This is a genomic window from Zunongwangia pacifica, from assembly GCF_023499215.1.
Taxonomy (GTDB): Bacteria; Bacteroidota; Bacteroidia; order Flavobacteriales; family Flavobacteriaceae; genus Zunongwangia; species Zunongwangia pacifica.
In genome coordinates, this window is record NZ_JAKHSK010000020.1 from 61,573 (window position 1) to 85,954 (window position 24,382).

18 protein-coding genes are annotated in these 24,382 nt (G+C 35.7%); 17 read left to right on the forward strand and 1 reads right to left on the reverse strand.

The genetic code is table 11. The features are described from left to right. Positions 1 to 1,704: a sodium:solute symporter gene (locus L1967_RS14050; RefSeq protein ID WP_249602137.1), complete on the forward strand. Its 1,704-nt coding sequence runs from the start codon at positions 1 to 3 to the stop codon at positions 1,702 to 1,704. 18 nt (positions 1,705 to 1,722) lie between these two features. Here the strand turns inward: L1967_RS14050 and L1967_RS14055 are convergent, their stop codons facing one another. Further along, positions 1,723 to 1,860: a hypothetical protein gene (locus L1967_RS14055; protein ID WP_249602138.1), complete on the reverse strand. Its 138-nt coding sequence runs from the start codon at positions 1,858 to 1,860 to the stop codon at positions 1,723 to 1,725. Positions 1,861 to 2,286: 426 nt separating this feature from the next. Between L1967_RS14055 and L1967_RS14060 the strand changes: the two genes are divergently transcribed. The 16 genes from L1967_RS14060 (at position 2,287) to L1967_RS14135 (ending at position 24,244) form a co-directional block, all read left to right on the forward strand. Further along, positions 2,287 to 3,309 carry a LacI family DNA-binding transcriptional regulator gene (locus tag L1967_RS14060; RefSeq protein ID WP_249602139.1) on the forward strand — a complete coding sequence of 341 codons (1,023 nt, stop codon included), beginning with the start codon at positions 2,287 to 2,289 and terminating at the stop codon, positions 3,307 to 3,309. Positions 3,310 to 3,363: 54 nt separating this feature from the next. Beyond that, on the forward strand, positions 3,364 to 4,395 hold the full coding sequence (locus tag L1967_RS14065; RefSeq protein WP_249602140.1) for a LacI family DNA-binding transcriptional regulator: 1,032 nt from the start codon (positions 3,364 to 3,366) through the stop codon (positions 4,393 to 4,395). Between the two features lie 148 nt (positions 4,396 to 4,543). Beyond that, positions 4,544 to 7,618, forward strand: a complete 3,075-nt coding sequence (locus L1967_RS14070) for a SusC/RagA family TonB-linked outer membrane protein (protein ID WP_249602141.1) — start codon at positions 4,544 to 4,546, stop codon at positions 7,616 to 7,618. Positions 7,619 to 7,630: 12 nt separating this feature from the next. Then, a complete protein-coding gene (locus tag L1967_RS14075) occupies positions 7,631 to 9,250 on the forward strand; it encodes a RagB/SusD family nutrient uptake outer membrane protein (RefSeq protein ID WP_249602142.1) in 1,620 nt (539 codons plus the stop codon). 19 nt (positions 9,251 to 9,269) lie between these two features. After that, complete coding sequence (locus L1967_RS14080) at positions 9,270 to 10,067, forward strand: discoidin domain-containing protein (protein WP_249602143.1); 798 nt, start codon at positions 9,270 to 9,272, stop codon at positions 10,065 to 10,067. 303 nt (positions 10,068 to 10,370) lie between these two features. Next, positions 10,371 to 11,036: a basic secretory family protein gene (locus L1967_RS14085; RefSeq protein WP_249602144.1), complete on the forward strand. Its 666-nt coding sequence runs from the start codon at positions 10,371 to 10,373 to the stop codon at positions 11,034 to 11,036. Positions 11,037 to 11,044: 8 nt separating this feature from the next. Continuing rightward, positions 11,045 to 12,466, forward strand: a complete 1,422-nt coding sequence (locus L1967_RS14090; RefSeq protein ID WP_249602145.1) for a glycoside hydrolase family 125 protein — start codon at positions 11,045 to 11,047, stop codon at positions 12,464 to 12,466. 321 nt (positions 12,467 to 12,787) lie between these two features. Then, the gene (locus L1967_RS14095) at positions 12,788 to 15,946 is read left to right on the forward strand and encodes a SusC/RagA family TonB-linked outer membrane protein (protein ID WP_249602146.1); all 3,159 of its coding nucleotides are present in this window, start codon (positions 12,788 to 12,790) and stop codon (positions 15,944 to 15,946) included. Between the two features lie 20 nt (positions 15,947 to 15,966). Next, positions 15,967 to 17,535 (forward strand): RagB/SusD family nutrient uptake outer membrane protein, encoded by a 1,569-nt coding sequence (locus tag L1967_RS14100; protein ID WP_249602147.1) that lies wholly within the window; start codon positions 15,967 to 15,969, stop codon positions 17,533 to 17,535. A gap of 226 nt (positions 17,536 to 17,761) precedes the next feature. After that, on the forward strand, positions 17,762 to 19,957 hold the full coding sequence (locus L1967_RS14105) for a GH92 family glycosyl hydrolase (protein WP_249602148.1): 2,196 nt from the start codon (positions 17,762 to 17,764) through the stop codon (positions 19,955 to 19,957). Positions 19,958 to 20,334: 377 nt separating this feature from the next. After that, positions 20,335 to 20,733 carry a DUF6896 domain-containing protein gene (locus L1967_RS14110; protein ID WP_249602149.1) on the forward strand — a complete coding sequence of 133 codons (399 nt, stop codon included), beginning with the start codon at positions 20,335 to 20,337 and terminating at the stop codon, positions 20,731 to 20,733. 43 nt (positions 20,734 to 20,776) lie between these two features. Continuing rightward, positions 20,777 to 21,658 (forward strand): RHS repeat-associated core domain-containing protein, encoded by an 882-nt coding sequence (locus L1967_RS14115; RefSeq protein WP_249602154.1) that lies wholly within the window; start codon positions 20,777 to 20,779, stop codon positions 21,656 to 21,658. Continuing rightward, positions 21,658 to 22,284 carry a hypothetical protein gene (locus L1967_RS14120; RefSeq protein ID WP_249602150.1) on the forward strand — a complete coding sequence of 209 codons (627 nt, stop codon included), beginning with the start codon at positions 21,658 to 21,660 and terminating at the stop codon, positions 22,282 to 22,284. The genes L1967_RS14115 and L1967_RS14120 overlap by 1 nt, the downstream gene beginning before the upstream one ends. A 125-nt stretch (positions 22,285 to 22,409) precedes the next feature. Further along, positions 22,410 to 23,276, forward strand: coding sequence for an RHS repeat-associated core domain-containing protein (locus L1967_RS14125; RefSeq protein ID WP_249602151.1), 867 nt, complete (start codon positions 22,410 to 22,412; stop codon positions 23,274 to 23,276). A 100-nt stretch (positions 23,277 to 23,376) separates the two neighbouring features. Further along, positions 23,377 to 23,649, forward strand: coding sequence for a hypothetical protein (locus L1967_RS14130; protein WP_249602152.1), 273 nt, complete (start codon positions 23,377 to 23,379; stop codon positions 23,647 to 23,649). Positions 23,650 to 24,025: 376 nt separating this feature from the next. After that, positions 24,026 to 24,244 (forward strand): hypothetical protein, encoded by a 219-nt coding sequence (locus L1967_RS14135; RefSeq protein ID WP_249602153.1) that lies wholly within the window; start codon positions 24,026 to 24,028, stop codon positions 24,242 to 24,244. The last annotated feature ends 138 nt before the right edge of the window (positions 24,245 to 24,382 follow it).

The window sequence follows — 24,382 nt, forward strand, 5'->3', positions numbered from 1 at the left end:
ATGCAAACATTCGATACTTTAGACTGGATCGTTATAGGAGTGTTTTGTCTTATGCTTATTGGGGTAATACTTTATGTAGTAAGACAAAAATCTAACGATTCTGCCGATTATTTTCTGGGAGGTAAAGATGCCGGTTGGATTGCCATTGGTACATCGATATTTGCTTCAAACATAGGATCTGAACATTTAATTGGTCTTGCCGGTGCCGGTGCTTCCAGTGGTATGGCCATGGCGCATTGGGAAATCCAGGGATGGATGATCTTAATTTTAGGTTGGGTTTTTGTGCCTTTTTATAGCAGGAGTATGGTATATACCATGCCCGAATTTTTAGAAAGAAGATATAATAAGCAATCACGTACTATCCTTTCAGTAATTTCTTTAATTAGTTATGTGCTTACCAAAGTTGCGGTGACGGTGTATGCCGGCGGTCTTGTTTTTCAGGAAGTATTTGGAATTGAGAAACTATGGGGGATCGATTTCTTCTGGATTGCAGCTATAGGTTTGGTTTTAATTACCGCTTTATATACCATTTTTGGGGGAATGAAGTCGGTTTTATATACTTCAATTTTACAAACGCCAATTTTACTTTTAGGGTCGGCCATTATTGTGGTTTTAGGACTTAAAGAAGTAGGCGGATGGGATGAAATGATTGCCATTACCAGCTCTATAGAAGTGAATGATTATGGCGATTCTATGGCTAATCTTATAAGAAGTAATAATGATCCAGATTTTCCCTGGTTAGGTGCTTTAATCGGGTCTTCTATTATCGGATTTTGGTATTGGTGTACAGACCAGTATATCGTTCAGCGTGTCCTTTCAGGAAAGAATTTAAAAGAGTCTCGTAGAGGTACTATTTTTGGCGCGTATTTAAAGTTATTACCGGTATTTTTATTCTTAATTCCCGGAATGATCGCTTTTTCGATTCATTATCAAAATATTTCGGCAGGGGGAGAAGGATTCCTACCATTTTTGGACAATGGTGTAGCCAATGCCGATGCCGCATTTCCTACTTTGGTAGCGAAGTTGTTACCGGCAGGAGTAAAAGGATTGGTAGTTTGCGGAATTTTAGCAGCATTGATGAGTTCTTTAGCTTCGCTATTTAATTCGTCTGCGATGTTATTTACGATCGATTTTTATAAGCGTCTAAAACCTGAAACACCAGAAAAGAAATTGGTGAAAATAGGTCAGGTTGCTACCCTTGTTATTGTGATATTGGGAATTTTATGGATTCCGATTATGAGAAGTGTAGGTGATGTATTGTATACCTATCTGCAAGACGTACAATCTGTACTGGCACCGGGAATTGCTTCAGCCTTCTTATTAGGAATTACCTGGAAGCGAACCAGTGCAAAAGGCGGAATGTGGGGTTTAATTTCTGGATTGGTTATAGGATTAACACGTTTAGGGGCGAAAGTGTATTACAGTAATTTAGCTGATGCACCAGATTCGTTATTTAAATACTTATTTTACGATCTTAACTGGCTATATTTCTGTGGTTGGATGTTCCTTTTCTGTATTCTTGTGGTAATTGGGGTTTCTTTAGCTACTGAAGCACCAGAAGCACAAAAAATTAAAGGATTGGTGTTTGGTACTACCACTAAAGAAGATAATGAAGAAGACCGTAAAAGCTGGAATAAATGGGATGTTATTCATTCGGGTATTATTTTGGCTTTAACAGGTGCTTTTTACTGGTATTTTTGGTAAAAAGAGGTTATATACTATTTAAGTTAAAGCCGATAACTTAGTTTTATCGGCTTTTTCATTTGTCCAGGCAGAAAAATATTCGTTTAAGTCTGTATAATTAATGCCCAAATCAAGTAATGTTGATATTTGATAAAAATGAACCTTATTTTTGGGCATTTTTTGGATGAATTTTACTCGATTATCCAGATGAAATGCTTTGAGAAAGATCTTATGATGATAAGGATTGCGATGTTTCGAAATAGAAAATAATTTTTAAATGTCTCATAAGCTTTATCCCTAGGTCATTTGCTTGTAGGATGGATTAAATAAAATGATGTAAAATGCCTATATTGCTTTGTGCCATAGATGATAAATAAAATGCCGATTATTTGTAAAAACAATCATATTTTATCTATTTCGTAAGATAAACTGATTAAATTTTAGTTTTTTTGGCAATGAGTTTTATTGATGGAGAATAGTTATTGCTTTTTCTCTTTAATTTGGCAAAGTAGAGTTGGTGTAATGTCTTAAGAATGTATTCTTAAAAAGAGACTTAATGTTCTTATGATCACTGGCAGGGTGAAAAAATATTGAAATTTTTAAATGAAAAAAAAGCGTTATTCTTTAAAAGATATAGCCAATGAATTTGGTGTTTCTTCAACAACTGTTTCCTTCATCTTAAACGGAAAAGCAAAAGAGAAAAGAATTTCAGAAGAATTAACTAATAAGGTTTTAGAATTTACTACTAAAATCAATTACCGTCCTAATCAATTAGCGCAAAGTTTAAGAACAGGCCGAAGTAAAATTTTGGTAGTAATGGTAGAGGATATTTATTCTCGATTAGCCAGAATTATTGAAGATATTGCCTATAAAAAAGGGTATCGGGTATTATTTTGTAGTAACGATAATGAAGATAAGAAATCTAGGGAATTAATTAACCTTTTTAGAAACAGGCAGGTAGATGGTTATATTATAGTCCCATCTCCCGGGATAGAAAAGGACGTAAAAGCGTTGATTAATGACGGAATTCCAGTCGTGTTATTCGACCGTTATTTTCCGGAATTAAATGCAAGTCACGTTGTTGCTGCGAATAAGCAAGCCACTTATACGGCAGTGAATAACTTAATACAAAATGGGTTCAGGAAAATTCTTTTTGTAACTACAGATATGCGACAAACTCAGATGCTGGACAGGCGTTTAGGATATACTAATGCGATTGAAGAGTATGGTTTAACGCCAGATATTCTTGAAATATCCTTTGCCGAGAAGGATCGGGAAAAACGAAAACAATTGTTTCGAGATAAGGTAAAAAAATCTGATGATTTTGATGCGATATTTTTTGCGACAAATTACCTTGCTGTGAGTGCTTTAGAGCTACTACAGGAGGAATATCCGGATTATCTGCAAACAAAAGGTTTCTTCTCTTTTGATGATGATATTTTATTTAAATTATTTAATCCTTCAATTTCTGCGATATCACAGCCTCTGCAAAAGATTGGTGAGCAATTAATGCAAATAGTATTAGAAAACCTGAAGAGTAAAGATGAAGAAAATATCATAAAAAAAATAGAACTTGATTGTGATATTCAATATAGAAGCAGTTCTTTACCAAAACACAAAAGCTAGGCCATAACAACCAACTAATTAACTAAATAAACTAACTAACTAACTAACACTAACATGAAAAATAAAAGGCATTCTATAAAGGATATTGCGGCGGCTCTAAATGTCTCGGTAACTACGGTATCTTTTGTATTAAACGGCAAGGCAAGAGAAAAAAGAATCTCTGAAGAAGTTACCAAAAAAGTATTGGAATATGCAAAATCCATCAATTATAAACCTAATCAGTTAGCGCAGAGTTTAAGGACGGGGAGAAGTAAGATTATTGTGGTGATGGTAGAAGATATCTCGAACTATTTCTTTTCTAAACTGGCAAGGATAATAGAAGATATCGCATACGATAAAGGATACAAAGTGTTGTTTTGTAGTAATGAAAATAAAGATGAACGTTCTAGGGAATTAATTAACCTGTTTAGGGAAAGACAGGTAGATGGTTATATTATAGTGCCTTCCCCAGGTATTCAGGATGATATATCAGAATTGGTTTTAGATGACATCCCGGTTGTGTTATTCGACCGTTATTTTCCTGAAATCGATACAAATTATGTGATTATCGATAATTCTGAAGCCGTTCATAACGCTAGTCAGCATCTTATTAATAATACCTATAAAAGAATCGGATTTATAACCATTGTATCTAATCAGACACAAATGGAAGCAAGGCAAAGAGGTTATCGTGATGCCATGAAAGAAAATGGTTTACCAGAATTTGTTTTAGAAGTCCATTTTTACGAAAAGAATACGGATAAGATAAAAGAGATGATAGTTGATTACTTATCTAATAATCAACTAGATGCGATTTTTTTTGCTACCAACTATCTTACCCAACTAGGTTTAGAAGTCATAAGAGAGTCTTTCCCGGAAAGAATCAATGAATTGGGAATCATCACTTTTGACGATAATGATCTTTTTAAAATTTATTTTCCACCAATTACTGCCGTTTCTCAACCATTGGAAGAAATAGGAAAAGAATTGATGAATACGGTACTCAAAATGTTAAAAAGCACTCCCGAAAAGCCTTATAGAAACCAAAAAATACTTCCTGCGACATTAATAAAGCGAAATTCATCATTTTCCAATAAAACTACCTGAGACTAGGTAAATCCTAGGTTTTGATCCATAATTAATATTTATTTGATAATTATTTTGGTATAAAATAACATTTTTATTTTTTAGCTAAATCGATTTATTTATATTCGCATTATAATAAAGTGTGAATTATAACTAAAAATTAGCATTAATGAAAAAACAAAAACTATGCAATGCTAAATCGATTAACTTAAACCGGTTTAGCAAATTATCCTTTGTTTTAAAATCTTTACAATTGCTCCTTTTTGTTGTTCTTTTCTCGGCTTTTAGTTCCAAAGCCATTGCACAGACAACTGTAGAAGGAAATGTTGTGGATAGCGAAGGAATTCCTTTGCCCGGGGTGACCGTTAGGGTAGAGGGGACAGGTATTGGTACACAAACAGATTTTGATGGAAATTACTCCATCGATGTACCAGAAGATGATTCGGTTTTAGTATTCTCTTTTGTAGGTATGACAACCGTTAAAAGAACCTTTAATGGTAACACTACCATTAATGTAACCTTAGAAAATGATCAGCAGGCATTGGATGAAGTTGTAGTTGTTGGATATGGTACGCAATCAAGAAGATCTGTTACTACCGCTGTAGCAAAAGTATCTGAAGAAGATTTTAATCAGGGAGTTGTTTCTTCTCCATTAGACCTGGTACAAGGTAAGATTGCAGGTCTTTCGGTGACAAGAGCCGGTGGTAATAATCCTAATAGTAGCGCATCTATTCAGTTAAGAGGGGTAACATCAATTAGTGGGAATACCGAGCCTCTAATTGTTATCGATGGTATTCCGGGAGGAAACCTGGATCTTATTCAGCAAAATGACATTGAATCTTTTGATGTTTTAAAAGATGGTGCCGCATCAGCGATTTATGGTACCCGTGGTAACAATGGGGTTATTTTGATTACTACCAAGAAAGGGAAAAAAGGAGTTTCTCAATTTGAGTACTCTTCTTATGTATCTCGTGATTATGTAAGAACCAAGCCACAGTTTTTATCAGCAGGTCAATATAGACAAGCGATTGCAAATGGGCTAATTTCAGAAAATTATGATTTAGGGTATACAACAGATATTTATGACGAACTGGTCGATGATACCAATTTAAGTCAGTATCATAATTTTGTAGCTTCTGGTGGAGGAGAGAATAGTAATTATCGCGCTTCTTTATATTACCAAAAGTTAGATGGAATTGCATTAGAGAACGATCGAGAAGAGTATGGTTTTAGAATTAATTTTAACCAGTCTGCTTTCGATGAGCGATTAAACTTTCAATCTAGTGTCGCCACAAACTTTAACAATGCAAACCTTCAGGGTGGTGGGCAATTTGGTATTATATCCGATTGGAATCCAACGGCTCCAATTTATGCGCCTTACTCTGTAGAAGAGGGAACAGATCTTTATAATGAAGGTGAATATGGTTTTTATCAGCCTCAAAATGGCTATAACCCATTTTCTGAATATGCTAACCGCTTTAATTTAAGAAGGCAATCCACTTTTTCAGGAGATGCAAAAATATCTTATGAAATCATTAAAGGATTAAATATTTCAGCATTTGGATCCTATCAGAGAAATACCTGGAATGATAGGGAGTATCGTGCAACAACAGATTGGGCGCAATACAACAGTGGTAGTGCGTATAAAGGTACTGCCTGGGCTCATAGAGATAATCATGTAGATTATACAAAAACTTTTGAGCCTACTATTACTTTTGAACAAGAAATAGGGGATCATACATTCGATTTATTAGGAGGATACAGTTATCAATATCGAACAGAAGAAAGATACGCAATGAATAACAGTGGTTTTACCACTGATGGTTTCTTAGATTGGAATTTTGGTGCTGGTAATGCTATTACAGATACCGATCTTCCACGACCAGAAATGGGAAGTTTTAAAGAAGATAATACTCTAATAGCATTTTTTTCTAGAATTAATTATTCCTACTTAGATCGTTATTTCTTAACCGCTTCTATAAGGCGTGAAGGGAGCTCTAAGTTTGGGGCGAATAATAAATGGGGGAATTTCCCTGCGATCTCTGGGGGATGGTTAATTTCAGACGAAGCTTTTATGGAAGATGTTGATATCATTTCGAATCTTAAATTAAGAGTAGGCTATGGTATTACCGGTAACCAGGGAATCCCTAATTATCGCTCTTTAATTACTTTAGGTACAGGCGGTACTTATCCAATTTTTCTTGATGGTGCTGAAACTCCAACTTATTATCAAACTTATGGGCCAAATAGGAACCCTAACCCAGATTTACGATGGGAACGTAAAAAAGAATGGAACTTTGGTTTAGACTTCGGTATTTTATCAAATAGAATTACTGGAGCTATCGATGTGTATGACAGAACTACAGAAGATCTTTTATTGAATTATACAGTACCACAACCTCCGTATGTACAAACTCAAATTTTTACAAATGTGGGAACTATTAAGAATAGTGGTATAGAAGTCGCTTTAAGTGGAGCGGTAATTAATTCTGGTGATTTTAAATGGAATGTGGATGTCGCTGCGAACTATCAGAAAAATGAACTGGAAACCCTTTCTAATGATCAATTTATTGCTTCTGAAATTTTTGGAGGTAGTATAGGGAACCCGGGTAACTTAGGAGATGCTATTAGAAATACGGAAGGAGGACCCATAGGTGATTTCTACGGAAAAAGATTCGCAGGATTTACAACAAGTGGTCAATGGCTATTTCATAAAGCTGACGGGACAATAGGTAGAACCAGTGAAATGACTGAAGAGGATAAAGCCGTTATTGGTAATGGTATGCCAAAATATTATGCCTCTCTAACCAACACCTTCAGATATAAAAACTTTGATCTAACGGTATTCTTTAGAGGTAAATTCGATTTTGATATTCTTAATACAGTAGATCTTTTCTATGGTAATCCCACTTTATTACCAGGTAACGTATTAGAATCGGCATTAGGTGAATTTAGTAATATTCAGGAAGCTCCTCAGTATTCAGATTATTATTTGGAGTCCGGAGATTTTGTAAAGTTAGATAACGTAACCTTAGGTTATAATTTTAAGCTCCCAGAGTCAGCAGCATTTTCAAGATTAAGAGTATACGCCAGTGCTAGAAACCTAGCGGTAATTACAGGTTATGCTAATGGTGGTGAAAGAGATCCAGAAGTTCAAGATACCGGGTTATATCCTGGAATGGATTATAGGGATTTTTACCCAAGAACGACCACTGTTTCTGTTGGGGTAAATGTTAATTTCTAAAATGATATGAAAATGAAAATAAATAATTATAAAAAGATAATTATATGTTTTTCTCTCGCATTAGGTATGTTTAGTTGTACCGATCTAGATGAAACCATATATTCAGATTTAACTACAGATAATTTCTATGGTAGCGAGTTAGAACTTACTCAGGCAGTTTTAAGGCCATATACACATATGCAGGCCTGGCTTTCTTACTCTGGTGAGCGAGGGTATTTTTATCATAATGAATTATCGGCAGATCAACTGGCCTGGCCTCAAAAAGGTAGGCATGGTTATGATAGTGGAGATCATATTAGACAACATTATCATACCTGGACTCCTCAGGAAGTAAGGTTACAGGCTGCCTGGTCCTTAATGTGGACAGGTGTAGGTTATATTAATAATGCTATTGAAGCTATCGAAGCTGTAGACCCTGCAAGTGCTGAAGTTACTGAAGAAGAATTAGCAGCTATTGTGGCTGAATCCCGAGTTTTAAGAGCTTATCACTACATGAAGATCATGGATCTTTGGGGGAATGTGCCAATCGTAACTCAGGTAGGTATTCCAGAAAACCCAGAAACTCAAAGTAGAGAAGAGGTTTTTGCTTTTGTAGAGCAGGAATTATTAGAAAATGTAGAGAATCTATCCCTATTATCGCCGCAAATGCTGGGGCGGGTTTCTCGTGCAGCAGGCTATGCTATGCTTTCTGAACTTTACTTAAATGCAGAAGTATGGTCTGGCGAGGCAAGATGGACAGAAGCCGCGGCGTATGCAGAGCGTGTTATAGATGGAGATGGTGGTGCGTTGGCAGGAACCATCATGTTAGATCAGGATCCATTAGGACCGTTTAATAATACCAATGATGATGCTCCTGAAAATATCTTTCAGTTTCCTTATAGCCCCGATAATGGTTTTGGGTATAATTGGGCAGGATTATTTATGGGCTTCAGTAATATGACCGCAGCATTAGATGTGAACTATTCAGGAAACAACGCATTAGTTGTTATTCCCAGTGCATTCGATGCTTATCAGGATAATGATATTCGTAAACAAGAGTGGTTTTTATTTGGACCTCAATATCGATACGAAACGACAGATCCAATTCTGGGATCTGAAGAATATACCGGGAAACCATTTGTATATGTAAACAACATCCGTAGAAATTCGGAAGGTCAAACCGGTGAAGGAAGTATGACAGATGGTGAGGAGAATAGTGGTGCCCGTTTTAACAAATATCGTTCAGGTACCCAGGATGATGAAAATTATCTTGAAAATGATTTCGTGATCTATCGTTTAACCGAAATGTACTTCAATAAGGCTGAAGCTTTAATGAGACAAAACGGTGGTGCTGCAACTTCTGAGGCTGTAGCGCTTATTAATGAAAGTAAAAGCAGGTATTTTTCTGAGGAAGACTGGCCAGCTGAAAGGTATACCACTGCTACTTTAACTTTAGATGAGTTATTAGCCGAAAGAGGGAGAGAATTTATCTTTGAAGGTAAAAGAAGAACAGACCTAATTAGATTCAATAAATTTAATACAGGTTCTTGGTGGGATAAAACTCCAGATAGTGACGATCATACCGAAATATATCCTATCCCTTACCGACAGGTGCAAAGTAACCCTAACCTAGAACAAAACCCAGGATATTAATTTGAATATGATGAAAATAATGAGAAATTTAAATATAAAACCTTTGTTATTTGCTCTTGGCCTATTTTTACTAGGAGCTTGTGACGGCAGAAGGGATTTTCCACCACTTACAGAAACAGGTGTAACGATCGATCAGGATATTATTTTATTGATATCTGGAGAAACTTTAGATGTAACCGCTCGTTTTGTTCCAGATATTTTCCCCGCGCGTGAGTACACCTGGGAAGTAGATGATCCAAGCGTAGCAGATGTGATTACCAATGATGATCAATCGGTATCTCTAACGGCTACCGGGTCTGGAGAAACCTTACTAAGAATTACTTCTCAGGATTCAGATGCCTTAACCGCTTCAGTACGTCTTCAGGTAATTTCTTCAGCACCTATCGATGTTACCAATCAGGCTACATTAAGTGTTTATAGAGAAAACAATGGTGGACCGGCAGCAGGAGAAGGATCTCCAAAACTTGTAGATGGTGATACCTCTACAAAATATCTTGCGCCTTACCTAAATCCATTCTTTTTAACTTTAGAATTTGAAACGCCAAGGGTAATTAATATTTACCGATTTACTTCAGCAAACGATGCAGCGAGTAGAGACCCAAGAGATTGGCAAATTTCAGGATCTAATGATGGGGAGAATTGGGAGGTTTTGGACGAAAGAACGAATGAATTTTTCAATGAAAGATTTATGACCAGAGAGTTCTATTTCGATAACAATACTGCTTATACCTATTATAAACTGGATATAACCAGTAACAATGGTAGCTCGTTATTTCAGATGGCTGAATGGGGAATATTTGAATTCCCAGAAGACTAATCTTAAAATTTAATCCCTAACATCAATAGACCTGATTACTAAACAGGTAATTTCCAAAAGGCTCATTTTCCGAAAAGATGGGCTTTTTTTAAATTAATTTGCTAAAAGGATTTAACTTTATTATTTTTCATTGAAATTATTACAATTTTAGCAAATTGGCAGTGTTAGGCGATTCATTCAATGATAAAACAGATCTGAATTTCAAGAAAATAAATTCAATCCCACAATGTAAAGATAGAGTTGAGGTGATCAATCTTTTCGCTTTCAGCAAGACTATACGGTAAACCCTAATCAATAATCAAAATGGAAAAAATTATCATAGCTGCCTGCTTATTAATAAACACATTGGCATATTCTCAGCAACAAGAAACTTTCGAAAAAAAAGGAAAAGTATTAATTTTCACCAATCATGACCCTAATTTAAATCAGGATACTAAAACCGGACTGATAAAAACTTTTTTTAAAGTATATCCAAAATTAGTTAAGGATTTTAATCCAGACTCTATGGATACTATTAGAGTGAAAATTGACACCGAATATGATGGTGTGGCTTATGCCCATAATGGTCGTATCACCATTAGTTCAGACTGGTTGGCGAAAAAGCCTGGCGATATCGATGTGATTACGCACGAAGTAATGCACATTGTACAGTCGTATCCGCCAAATAGTGGCCCCGGATGGTTAACTGAAGGGATAGCCGATTATGTAAGGTTTAAATACGGAGTTAACAATAAAGGGGCAGGATGGAGCCTTACAGCATATAAACCAGAACATTCGTATAAAAATAGCTATAGAATTACCGCAAGATTCTTGTACTGGCTAACTAAAAAATACGATAAAAAAATCGTTAAGAGATTAGATAAAAATATGCGGAATAAAACCTATTCTGAAGATTTATGGAATCAGTATACCGGTAAGTCTTTAGATGCACTTTGGGCAGAATACAGTAAATCACCGCAAATAAGTTAATATAAACTATGCAAAGAAGAAGATTTATCCAAAACTCGGCATTATTTGGGTCGCTAGCCATGATCAATCCAAAAGTTTCATTAGCCTCTAGCCTGGAAAAATATCCTGTGGTTAGAAGACCAAAAGGGGAACGAAATTTTGAAAGTAAAGCGATAGAAAAAGCGATAAAAGAATTTGGCAAAAAGGTAAAGGACGAAGAACTGGCCTGGTTGTTTAATAACTGTTTTCCAAATACATTGGATACAACGGTGACTTATACAACAAAAAACGGAAGACCAGATACTTATGTGATTACAGGAGATATTGATGCCATGTGGTTACGGGATAGTTCTGCACAGGTTTGGCCTTACATGGCGTTTGCCGATGAAGATAAAGATCTTCAGCATTTAATTGCGGGTGTGATCAACCGCCAGACTCAATATATCCTTAAAGATCCTTATGCCAATGCGTTTTATGATGATCCTAATAAAAAAGGGGAGTGGACTACGGATTTGACTGATATGAAACCTGGCGTACATGAACGCAAATGGGAAATAGATTCATTGTGTTACCCAATTCGATTAGGGTATAATTACTGGAAAACAACCGGAGATACTGCGCCTTTTGATGAAAACTGGCAAAAGGCCATAAAAGCTATTTTAAAAGTTTTTAAAGATCAGCAGAAAAAGAACGATCGGGGGTCGTATCACTTTCAAAGAGAAACGGCCAAAGCAACCGATACAAGGGCTTTACATGGTTACGGATATCCCGTAAATCCTGTAGGTTTAATTTGCTCGGCTTTTAGACCTTCAGATGATGCCACGGTGTTTTCATTTTTAATTCCTTCTAACTTTTTTGCGGTAGTAAGCTTAAAACAAGCAGCTGAAATGATGACAGCATTAGCCGATGACAGCCAAACGGCTTCAGCATTACTAAGTCTTGCAAAAGAAGTAGACAGTGCATTAAAAAAACATGCTATCGTAGAACATCCTAAATATGGTAAAATCTATGCTTTTGAAATTGACGGCTTTGGAAACCATTTAATAATGGACGATGCTAATGTACCAAGTTTATTGTCACTACCTTATTTAGATGCCATGCCTGTAGATGATGAGATCTATCAAAATACCAGAGAATTTATCTGGTCCACAGATAATCCATTTTTCTTTAGAGGTACTGCTGCTGACGGTGTTGGAGGACCACATGTTGGGATGGATATGATTTGGCCAATGTCGATTACCATGAGAGGTTTAACAAGTATCAGTAATGCAGAAATTAAAGAATGCATCAAAATGCTAAAAGCTACACATGGCGGTACTGGTTTTATGCATGAAACTTTTCATAAAGACGATCCAACTAATTTTTCCAGATCATGGTTTGCCTGGGCAAATACACTTTTTGGCGAGTTCATTTGGAAAACCTACCAAGAAAGTCCAGACTTACTTTCTTAAGTGTGTATATATTACTGAACTTTTATCATAGCTAAACGCTGTTTTTTGTTTAGCTATGATAGCTATTGTTGTTTTTAAAAATTTTGTCGTTTTAAATTTCAGTAAAAATTGAATACGCCAAATCAGTTCCCGTAATATTGAAACCTGGCTATAAAATTTAAATTTTTAGTAAAATAAGTTCTTCAAAATTTTTTTTTGAAAATAACAAGAGGGAATTTTCTTATAGGAATAAGAAAATATTAACAAAACTTACAAAAAAATTGGTAAAGAAAAAACGTTTTAGTTACTTTGAGTATCTAATTTTTCCAAAACAATATTTATATGAAGCAACAAGTACGCTGCGTAAAAATGTTTAATGTGCTAAAACGTTTTTATCAATCGAAAATTTTAAAAAATGTAGGATTACATTTTTTTATCGCTCTTTTATTGTTCCTAAGTAATATTTCTTTGTATGCTGAAACTAAAACGTTTTCGTTAAATCAGGAGACCATTACTGTTAAAGGACAAGTTGTAGATAGTGATGGGGTTCCACTTCCTGGTGTGTCTGTTTTTGAAAAAGGAACTTCTAATGGCGCCAGTACTGATTTTGATGGGAATTTTACCATTCAGGTAGATTCTAAACAGGCTATTTTGGTTTTTTCTTTTGTAGGAATGCAAACAATAGAAAAAACAGTTGGGGACAATACCAATCTTTCAATTACCATGCAAGAAGATAGCCAGTCTTTAAATGAAGTGGTCGTTGTGGGATATGGAACCATGCGAAAGTCAGATGTTACCGGATCGATTTCTGTGGCCAAAGGTGTTGAACTTACCAAAAATCAAAATTTTAGTGCGCTAGATAACTTGCGTGGTAAAGTTTCGGGGGTAAATATTTATTCTAATTCCAGTCAGCCTGGTGCTTATCAAAGTCGGGTAGTTATCCGTGGGCTCTCTACTATAAACTCTTCTTCGAGTCCCCTATATGTCGTAGATGGTGTGGTTATGGAAAACTTCGGACTGGTGAACCCAAATGATATCGAAAGGATGGAAGTTCTTAAGGATGCCTCGGCTACAGCTATTTACGGAGCCAGGGGAGCCAATGGTGTTATTTTAGTAACCACAAAGCGCGGTAAAAAAGGGGAAGGACTAATCGTAAACTATCAAGGTTCTGTAAGTGTAAGTTCTGTAGCCAGATATATGGATCCTTTAAATGCGCAGGAGTGGACTGATGCTTTTATGGAAGGTTTGGCTAATGAAAATAAATATATGGGATATGACTGGTCTTTAGATCGTGCCGATTGGTTTACAGATCGTAATTATTTTGATGAGAACGGAAATCCATTATACGATACCGATTGGCAACGGGAAGCTACCCGGGATGCCCTTTCACAAAATCACCAGTTTAGTATTCAGCAAGGTGGTGAAAAATCGTCTACAGGTGGTTTCTTAAACTATACCGATCAAAAAGGAGTAGTGAACAATACCTTTAGTAAGCGTGTAAATGCAAAAATATCTTACGATGCAGATCCATTAAGTTGGTTATCTACCTCTATGAATTTAATGGTAAACCATACCTGGGGCCGCTATACTCCAGAAACCGGTGGAGGCCAGGATGCACGTAGGACAATGATTGAAATGCTTCCGTGGTTACCAGTTAAGGATGCAGAAGGTAATTATACCACTTCAGCAAGCAGTTCCATGTCTGATACCTTTGGTTTCGAAGGGATGTCTAATCCTGTAATGATCCTGGATTTGCAAAAACGAATGAATTATAACACGCAGATCTTTGGGAATGCGGCGCTTACTTTTCATTTAGCAGATGGACTAGATTTAAAAACTCAGTATGGTGTAGATAATCACAATAAAACCTATAAAGGATATTCTTCGGTTTTACTTAATAATTTATCCAAACCTAATGGTTGGGCAGCGATTTCTCATACCAATACTTTCTATTGGCAGGAGGAAACTTATTTAACCTATAATAAAACTATAGATAAACATCGAATTAATGCCATGGCAGGGCTTTCCTGGCAGGAACGTACTTATAATTATGATAGTTCTTATACCGAAGGGTTTAGTGATGATTTTTTTGAGTGGAATAATTTAGGAGCAGGAACAATTCCAGATGCTCCTCAGTCTAATTATAACCGCTGGGCGATGAACTCTTATTTCTTACGTTTTTCTTACACTTATAACGATAAATACTCTACTACCTTAACAGGTCGTTACGATGGATCTTCAAAATTTGGTAAAAATAACAAATATGCTTTCTTTCCATCGGCCGGTTTAGCCTGGAATATTTCTCAGGAGGACTTTTTAAAAGATAGTGACCTAATTAGTAATTTAAAACTTCATACTAGTTACGGGCTTACCGGTAATTCAGAGATCGATCCTTATCAATCTTTAGCTTCGGTAGATTCAGGTACGTTATTACTAAACGGTTCTAGAGAGCCTTATGCTTATGTGAGTTCTATTGCTAATCCCGATTTAAAATGGGAAAAAACATCGCAATTTGATATTGGTTTCGATTTGGGATTATTTAGTAATGCGTTGAATTTGGATATTTCGTATTATCATAAAAAGACCACAGATTTATTACTTAATACTCCGTTACCCACCTCTTCAGGTTTTAGTTCTATCTATAAGAATATCGGTTCGGTACAAAATCAGGGATTGGATATTATGTTGAATGCTTACCCTGTAGATACTCAGGATTTTACTTGGAATTCAACAATTAATATGAATTACAATAAAAATGAAATTCTGCATTTAGGAGATAATGATGAGGATATCGAAATGAATTATTGGGTAGGAGGCTCTGAAAGTATATTGAGAGTAGGCGAAAACCTAAGTAGTTTTTATGGATATAGAAGATTAGGGGTATATACCGAGCAAGATTATGAAGACGGACTTATAGATTACGATCAGGTAGGGCGTGCAAAACGTACCAACGAGAAAGAAATTATAGGAAAAGGAATGCCAGATTGGACCGGTAGTTTTATTAATACCTTCAATTATAAAAATTTCGATTTAACCGTAGATCTTCAATTTGTTTGGGGCGTAGAAACTTTGCAACAATTTTATCATTCTACTTATGATAGGTTTGGGATCACTAATGGATTATCCAATATTCTTTATGATGCCTACGATGGTACCAATCCAAACACAATGCAACAGGCTATTTATTTATCAAATTCAGGACACGCTGGTCAAAATACTACAGTAGATTCTGGTTGGATCGCCGACGGTTCTTATTTACGTGGTAATTTAATTCAGCTAGGCTATACGTTCTCAGATAAATCTGCAGATGCTATTGGTTTAGCAAAATTTAGGGTGTATGCCAATGTTAACAATGCTTTTTTAGTGACATCAAAAGAGTTTAATGGGTACGATCCAGAATCTACCTCTCAGGGAGACTCTAATAAATTTGGGCAGAACATGACCTTCTTCTCCTATCCAAGAGCAAGAACATGGACATTGGGAATAAATGTGACCTTTTAATTAATTTAAACGAAGAAACAATGAAAAAGATTTTATATATAGTATCATTGATAGGGCTGGTTAGTTTAACTTCCTGTGATGATTTTTTAGAAGAAAGTCCAAAATCGTCGATTACCGATGTCGATTTTTATAAAACGGAAGCACAGGCGATGGCTAACATTAATTTTTTATATAGAAATGGTGCGCCTCGTAGAATATCTTACGCGTCTAGTGCTTACATAGGTCCTAAAGTTTCTATAACAGGAATGCTAACGGGATATTTTTCCAATAGTTATGAAGGTCAGGAGGTAGTATGTAAATATTCACGATTATTAACAAGACAAGAGCATACCAATGAAATTTCAGGTACCTCAGATGATGTTTGGGACAATTGCTATGAAGCTATAAATGTAGCCAATACAGCCATTGCAAGCATTCCTGAAATTGATATGAACCAAAGTACTGCAAATCAGTTAGTAGCAGAAGCGAAGTTTTTTAGGGCCTTTAATTATTTTTTCATGGTGAAATTTTTTGGGGATGTACCATTGTTAACCGAGCCAACTGTTTTAGATGAATTATATCCTGAAAGAACAGCAAAAACTCAGGTGTATGCGCAGATAGAAAGCGATCTTAAAGATGCTATCGATGTATTGCCGGCAAAAACATTTGCTGCAAATGGACACCGTATTTCCAAATATGTAGCAGCGATGGTTTTAACCGATGTTTATTTCCATTCTGGAGATTATGCCAATGCTAAAACCTATGCGGCTATGGTGGTAAATTCACCCCATAGTCTAGCCAGTAATGAAGATTTGGAAGCCAATAGCGCCTATAACCAATTACGCGCTGTAGACGATTTAGATGAAGTAATCTATAGCCAGGAGTATGATGCTTCGATAAGCGATGGGAGCTGGTGGCCAACCTATGCGTTTACTTCTTCGGCTACAGGCGTATTCAATACCTATTCAATTTTTGAAAGGGTATATGGACCCATAAATCAGTTTTTAAATGTGTACGACGAGGATGATCTTAGGATCAAGGAAGAACAGTTTTTTCATTGGAGCTATACCAATCCTAATAACGGAAAAACATGGACAGCTCCTGAAGGACAGGCAGGATGCTGGTATTACTTTGATGAAGATGCCATATTAAATACCGGAATAGCCACTAAAGACTGGAATTTTTATCGTCTGTCTGAGGCCTATCTAGATTATGCCGAGTCTATTGCCCAAACCGAAGGTGTTACTACCGAAGCTGCAAATTATTTAGCACAGATTAAAGCAAGGGCAAATACTACAGGAATGTCTGTTACTGAAATTCAGACCAGTCTGTTAGGCATGTCTCAGGATGCTTTTATTAAGGAATGCTGGACAGAAAGGCTTCGTGAATTTCCTTTAGAGTTTAAAATTTGGGACGATTGTGTACGTACCATGAAATTTCCTCAAATTTCTAAAAATACACTAGGAGAGGTCACTTATGTTGATCTAATTGGTGCGCAAAATGCAGCAGGAGCGACTTTTAAGGAAACAGATTTGGTATTCCCTATTTCTTTGAATGAATTACAACGTAACCCTAATCTAACTCAAAATGCGGGATATCAGGAAAATTAAGAACATTTAAATTTTAAATGAATAAAGTTTAAAATTCCCCTAAAAATTTTTTAGGGGAATTTTATTAGAAGAATATATCGAATAAACGGTATCGATTAAAACTAATATTCCACAAAAAAGAGATTGATTTTTTCTTGAATACTGAGATTAAAAAGGTCAAAACTTTGATGACCAGTGAGTATATCATAGGTATTTTTGTCTGGCTGTGAAACTAAAAATATATGGAATGATCTATTTTAAGTCTACTATTCTATCAAATTTAAAATATGCGTTTTTGATTATCGCGTTAAGTTTTGTTTTTGGCTGTAAATCCAGAACAGGAAAAACTGAAGAAAAAGCAAATCTTACCAGTTATGTAAATCCTTTTTTGGGCACGGCACCCCTAACCGATACGACTATAATTGGATATACTCCGCCAGAAGGTTGGCGTGTTTGGGCAGGCTTAACCTATCCTGGTTCGTCTCTACCCAATGCAATGGTACAAATTAGCCCAATTACAGAATTTGGGAGTGGTGCCGGTTATGAGTACGAGGATAACGAGATTTATGGGTTTACCCATACCAATAAAGGACATTGGAATCTTTGTAATTTGCCTATTTTACCCGTTTCTACGGAAGCAAAATTTCCGTTTAAATCGAAGTTTTCTCATGCTAATGAAGAGGCCTCGCCAGGATTTTATCAGGTATTTTTAGAGGACTACGGAATAAATGTAAGACTGACTTCCACTTTACGTGGTGCTATTCATGAATATACGTTTAGCAACAATAAAGATCGAAGTATTGTTTTTAAACTCGGTAAAGCTAATAACGGCGTTTCAGATTGGGACATTAACACTAGCAACCGAAACGAAATTTCAGGATATCAACGGGTAGGCGGAGACAAGGTTCATTTTTTTGCAAAACTGAGTCATGATATTAAGAATATAACGATCGAAAACCAGGGAGAGCCAGAAGGATATGCAAAAATTGAACTCGAAAATAGCAAAACTGAGGAAGTAATCTTAAAAGTTGGTATTTCTTACGTGAGTGTAGAAAATGCTAAAAACAATCTTGAAAAAGAGATCGCGAATCGAAGTTTCGATGAGGTTCACGATCAGGCAATTGAAACCTGGGAATCTTTACTTGGGGCTATACAGGTAAAAGGTGGTACCCAGAAGCAAAAAGAAATATTTTATTCTTCTTTGTATCGTGCCTTCCTATGGCCTGCGTTGCGAAGCGATCTTAATGGTGAGTTTAGCGATGTAGAAGGTAAGATCAAAAAAGCCAATTTTCTATATTACACCCTGCCATCTTTTTGGGATACCTATCGTAATAAGTTGGTATTGCTAAACATGCTTCAGCCCGATGTTGCTAAAGATGTAATAAGCTCGGTAATCGATAGAGGGGAAAATAGCGGATTTATACCTACGTTTTTTCATGGAGATCATGCCGCTTCATTTATTTCTGCAGCGTATCACATGGGAATTCAGGATTTTGATGTGGAGAAAGCTTACGAGTTATTACTGAATAACGCTTATAAAGAGGGAGGAACACGGCCTTATATTTCAGAATATATCGAAAAAGGATACATCGCTACTCCAAAAATCGACAATCCGCATGTAGAAAGTAAAGCAAAAGCAGGAGTTTCCAAAACCTTAGAATATGCACATGACGATTATTCTTTAGCACTACTGGCAAAAGCACTTGGCGATTCAGTTCATTACGAAGACCTGATGAAGCGATCTAAAAATTATCAAAATGTGTTTGATAACAATACCCATTTTATGAGGGGAAAATTAGAAGACGGCAGTTGGGTAAGCCCTTTTGATGCAGCATATCCTTATTACGAGTATATGTATCGCGAGGCTAATTCATGGCAGTTATCATTTTATGTTCCTCATGATATGCCGGGTCTGGTTAATCTCTACGGAAGGGAAAAATTTGAGGAAAAACTGGATTCACTTTTTACCACTCCGTGGAATCCTAAACATATTGCCAGGAATGTATCTGGTTTTATGGGGCTATACAGTCAGGGAAATCAGCCCGATCACGAAACACCTTTTGCCTATTATTTTATTGATAAACCTGAAAAATCACAGGCGATTTTAGATAATTTGATGCAAAATTATTTTGGTATCGAAGAAAGCGGGAATGCATTATCTGGAATGGACGATGCCGGGGAAATGTCTTCCTGGTACGTTTTTGCGGCCAGCGGAGTGTATCCATTATCTCCGGCCGATGCCGAATTTTTGGTGACTGTACCGGTTTTTGATGAGGTAATCTGGACAATGCCTAACGGAAGCAAACTAAATTTTGTTCATAAAGGTAAAGGAAGAAACCTGAAGGAAATTAATGTGAATTCAGAAAGTTTAGAGGGGTATTTTATTCCATTTGAGCTTTTCAAATCTGGCGGGAAAGTAGTGATTAAAACCAATAACGATTAATTTCGAAGATTAATAGGTTAGTTTACTCGACATTAGAGGTTAAATGCCTTATGGCCTTTCCCTGAGGTAATTTACTTTTTCTAAACTTTTGTACATCTGTTTCTCAACTCAGATTCAGATTTCTTTCGCAATCGAAAATTGAAAAATTCTGCTTAATTTTATGGGAAGATAAAGTAACTGAGGATCTGATAATTGTTTTAGATTAACAGACTATTATTGATCCTGATTCGATTAAATCGGATGAAAAAAATTTTGCAGAGATCAGCATAATCAGAAAAGGCAATAAAGATCTGAATCAGATATATGGGGACAAAGCTGAAAATGGAATTATAATGATCCAACCTCCGCCAAAAACTCCAGAAGAATGAAATAGAAATATGAATAAGGAACTTAGTACATATATAGAATTCATTAAAAAATTTGAAGGGAAACTAAATTCTAAGTTTGAGATTTCAGGAAATATATGGGAAAGATCAGGAAAAGATTTTCCCAAATCAGGAAAGGTAAGAGATTACAAATATAGTTTCCATGGGGCTGGTTGTAGAATTGAAAATAATGGAATTATTTGTGAATATGATATTGCGCCGTTAAATGGAAAAAGCATAAAATTTTCTTTGTGGAAGTTAGCGAATTTTATAAAAACACATCCTACATTAGAGGAGAAAGAATTTTCTGATTTAGGTAAAGAGTTATTTTTATTAGTAGAAGAAAAATTTTTATCAAAATTAAAGATAGACGATATAGAAACATCTACATACCAGGTAGAAATATGCTGATGACTTTTTATAATCTTAAACTTATTATCCTTTTGGGATGCCTATGCCGGGTAGGGATAATGATGGGAACCAATCTGAATACCGGTATAAGTACCAGGGGCAGGAAAAGGATGCTGAAACAGGGATGGAAGCCTTTGAACTTCGATTATGGGATGCAAGGATTGGGCGTTGGTTAACTACAGATCCAGCTGGTCAATATAGTTCTCCATATCTAGGAATGGGGAATAATCCTGTTATTTTACGAGATTCTGATGGTGGTTATGCGGAGAAAAACCCTGTTTATGGTTCTGATGGAGTATATAGAGGAAATACAGTAGAAGGGTTTACAGGTCAACCGATAATTTATGATTGTGATTTAGATTTTTCTGAAATGACTGCTGGTGGTTTAGTAGATTTCAATGGAGGAACTTTCTATGATAATGCTTCCTTAAGCAACTCCATTATGGATAAGATAGAGAGGCATATTTTCTCAAGATTAGAGGGGCAAAATATCTTTGACGAGACTTTTACAATGTCAAGTTTTGAGTTTAGAGTAAGAACAGGTACTGCAAATGAAGGAAATGGAGCGTATTCTTGGTCAAGAGGCACTAAATATATAAACAGAGATAAAGGTTATAGTAATGGTATGACTACAGTTGAAAATCTATGGAGTGCAGTAATTGACCACGAATGGTACTCACACTTGATGAAAAAACAAGGTAGTCTTTTTGGTTCACATAGATTAGCTTACCAAAACCAAGTTAAGTCGCCTCGTTGGGCAGGAACTACTGGAGAATTTAAAAGGTATATTGTGAATGCATTACACAAGTTCCACGGTATGGAAAGTGATGGGCTATTACGAGGTATTTATCTGAAAGAATATTTAAAATGGCATGATTATAGCGCTCCAATTATGTTAGACGAAGTAATCATAGGTGGTAATTAATGAAGCATTTAATATTTTTTCTTGTTTTAATGTCTTTTTTTTCTTGTCAAGAGAAAATAAAGGGGAATGCTACTGCTTCTTTTGTGGTTAAGACACAACGTCAAATAAAAGAAAATGTGTGCGATACAAGCGTTAAATACGATATATACTTATTGATGCCTACATTTAGCGATTTTTTTGGAGTGAAAATTTTAAGTGAAAAAGAAAGAACAATTTTTAAATATGAAAATGAGCCATATAAGTATGTTTATAAATATGATAGTATAAATGATAAACGGACTGTTTTAGGAGATAGGAATCAGGATTTAGTTTTAAATAGTTACAGTTCAGATTTTTATTATATTATTTGCGAAATAATGCATAAAGCAAACATAGAGGAAGAGAAAGAATTTAAACCTATGTCTAGTGAGAGTATTGTATTAGACATAAAAGCTACCAATAAGCAGAAAAAAGAAACTCTTTATAAAAAGAGGTTTTTTATAGATGATAACAAGTTTAAGTATTCTAAAAGGCTTTTATCTCTAAATAAGTTTATGATAAACTATGCGGATTCTATGAGGTTAGATTTTAAAACAAAATCCATTTTGAAAATAAAAGACTCTTTGAATAAGTCTGAAAGAAATTAGTTTTATAGCGAAGCTAAATTTTTATCAAAAAAGCCCTTAAATTTTTTGTTGGTAAGCATCTTTTCAATGATTTTAAGGATGGTTTTTTTTATCTTCCTCGTCCAACTGGTTAATAAGTTTTTGGGATGCCTATGCCGGGTAGGAATAATGATGCGAACCAATCTGAATACCGGTATAAATACCAGGGCCAGGAAAAGGATGCTGAAACAGGGATGGAAGCCTTTGAGCTAAGGCTTTGGGATGCTAGAATTGGGCGATGGTTAACTACAGATCCAGCTGGTCAATATAGTTCTCCATATCTAGGAATGGGGAATAATCCTATTAGCAGGGTTGACCCTGATGGAGGATTTGATGAATATGATGCGAATGGAAATAAAATTTCTAACCTTGGTGGAGATGAAGTTGATTTTTTCCACCAATCTAATGGAGATACAAGGATAGTCGTAAGGGAAACCGGGGCTTCTACTTTAATAACGGGTGGGGAATCCATAATTAGGGGGTATGTGCAAAGAAACAGTGACACTAACTTCAAACATTTATTTAGAGAATGGAAACAAGGCAATGGACCCGAGAACAGTATAATGTATGGTTCATCTCATCCAATAAACGAAGATGTAGCGATGACTTATCAAGTATATCGAGCAACGGATAAGTTTTATAAAAATGATGAGGAAAATACTTTGTTCACTGGCAGTTTTGGCGTTTTCGGGCCTTTTCGAACCTCATATTATGACACTGAACATTTCATAGGCAAAGCCAATACCAGCATATATAATTTGGGAGACCATAGGCTAGTTTTGTTACACGATTCCAAGACAATTAGTTCTTGGACTTGGAATATTTTTGACGGCTCAGAGGTTAATATTCCAAGGGTTAATGGCGTTGGCGGACCAAAAAGCACAACAAACCAAACCTACATTTTTCTACTAACTAAAGAGCAATTAAAACATAACCATTATATTTATGATACAAGATTTGATTCGGATTGGTAGTATTTTCTTTTTATTTCTATCCCTTATAGGCTGTATATCCGATGGTAGCCAACTTTGTGGCACATACGTTATTAAAAATCATTCTAACAGCATCGACACTTTGAATTTATCCGAGAATGGAAAATATACTCGAAGTATATATAATTCAAAAGGTAAGCTGATTTATGTAAATTCTGGAAAGTGGAGTTATACAGAAAAGTCAAGGATAGATTTCACAAAGTTTTTTATAGACAGGGATATACCATACGATGATACCTATTTAGTAAATGAAGAAGGACTGATTAACGCCTCATTTCCTGTAGAGTTCAAAAACTTATCTTTTGCTATTGTTGTGGATAATTCCAGCAACTATTACTATCAAAAAATAGACTAACCGACAGTAGTCTAAACCAGAATGATTTGTAAAGTCAAATAGCCTTCAATTTAGCAGCTTTTACAAGATTATCAATAAGGTAAGATATGCTGTTTATTCTCATTGGCTAGATGCTCAATTTCATTGATACGTCTTAAGACCTCTTCGTCATAAGTAGATAAAGAACTCTTGCCAATCAAATAATCAACGGAAACGTCAATGCGGAACATTTTTTAGAAAGGCATACTTTTATGGTTCAGAAGCAAGGGGTGTTACCGGAGGGATTGTAGAAGCAGTATAAGCTGGTAAAACTTTTTTTGTAGCTTATAATTTTAAAAACACCCCTAACTATGATCCCTTACTCTTCGGAGGAGGTTATTATTTTTTGTCATTTGGTGTGGATGCTAATTTAGCTATTTTTGGAGCAGGTGTTGGAATCTATGGAGCTATTGGAGATGATTGGGCTGTTTTAGGAGGGAGAGGTTCTGGAGGCTGGGGAATTAGATTTAGTATTATTGAAGGATATTTGGGAGCTGGTTATGCTGTTCATTCTTCTCAGTTTTGGAAAAACCCTCTTTCAATATTTGATTGGAAACTCCCAAATCCCAAATTTTAACTTTAACTAATAATATGAATGAAAGTCAGGTTTATAATTTTTACACTAGTTCTATTACTTATAATAATAGCTTATTTTTTTATAAAGTTTATTGCTCCAAAAATGACAGAGCAAGACCGAATGGAATCTGAATTATAT

Excerpts from the sequence above, each read along its gene's own strand:
- L1967_RS14075 (WP_249602142.1), top strand. The coding sequence starts at position 7,631 with ATGAAAATAAATAATTATAAAAAGATAATTATATGTTTTTCTCTCGCA.
- L1967_RS14115 (WP_249602154.1), top strand. The coding sequence starts at position 20,777 with ATGCCGGGTAGGGATAATGATGGGAACCAATCTGAATACCGGTATAAG.
- L1967_RS14090 (WP_249602145.1), top strand. The coding sequence starts at position 11,045 with ATGCAAAGAAGAAGATTTATCCAAAACTCGGCATTATTTGGGTCGCTA.
- L1967_RS14080 (WP_249602143.1), top strand. The coding sequence starts at position 9,270 with ATGAGAAATTTAAATATAAAACCTTTGTTATTTGCTCTTGGCCTATTT.
- L1967_RS14105 (WP_249602148.1), top strand. The coding sequence starts at position 17,762 with ATGATCTATTTTAAGTCTACTATTCTATCAAATTTAAAATATGCGTTT.
- L1967_RS14065 (WP_249602140.1), top strand. The coding sequence starts at position 3,364 with ATGAAAAATAAAAGGCATTCTATAAAGGATATTGCGGCGGCTCTAAAT.
- L1967_RS14050 (WP_249602137.1), top strand. The coding sequence starts at position 1 with ATGCAAACATTCGATACTTTAGACTGGATCGTTATAGGAGTGTTTTGT.
- L1967_RS14060 (WP_249602139.1), top strand. The coding sequence starts at position 2,287 with ATGAAAAAAAAGCGTTATTCTTTAAAAGATATAGCCAATGAATTTGGT.
- L1967_RS14125 (WP_249602151.1), top strand. The coding sequence starts at position 22,410 with ATGCCTATGCCGGGTAGGAATAATGATGCGAACCAATCTGAATACCGG.
- L1967_RS14085 (WP_249602144.1), top strand. The coding sequence starts at position 10,371 with ATGGAAAAAATTATCATAGCTGCCTGCTTATTAATAAACACATTGGCA.
- L1967_RS14070 (WP_249602141.1), top strand. The coding sequence starts at position 4,544 with ATGAAAAAACAAAAACTATGCAATGCTAAATCGATTAACTTAAACCGG.
- L1967_RS14055 (WP_249602138.1), bottom strand. The coding sequence starts at position 1,860 with ATGCCCAAAAATAAGGTTCATTTTTATCAAATATCAACATTACTTGAT.
- L1967_RS14095 (WP_249602146.1), top strand. The coding sequence starts at position 12,788 with ATGAAGCAACAAGTACGCTGCGTAAAAATGTTTAATGTGCTAAAACGT.
- L1967_RS14100 (WP_249602147.1), top strand. The coding sequence starts at position 15,967 with ATGAAAAAGATTTTATATATAGTATCATTGATAGGGCTGGTTAGTTTA.
- L1967_RS14110 (WP_249602149.1), top strand. The coding sequence starts at position 20,335 with ATGAATAAGGAACTTAGTACATATATAGAATTCATTAAAAAATTTGAA.
- L1967_RS14120 (WP_249602150.1), top strand. The coding sequence starts at position 21,658 with ATGAAGCATTTAATATTTTTTCTTGTTTTAATGTCTTTTTTTTCTTGT.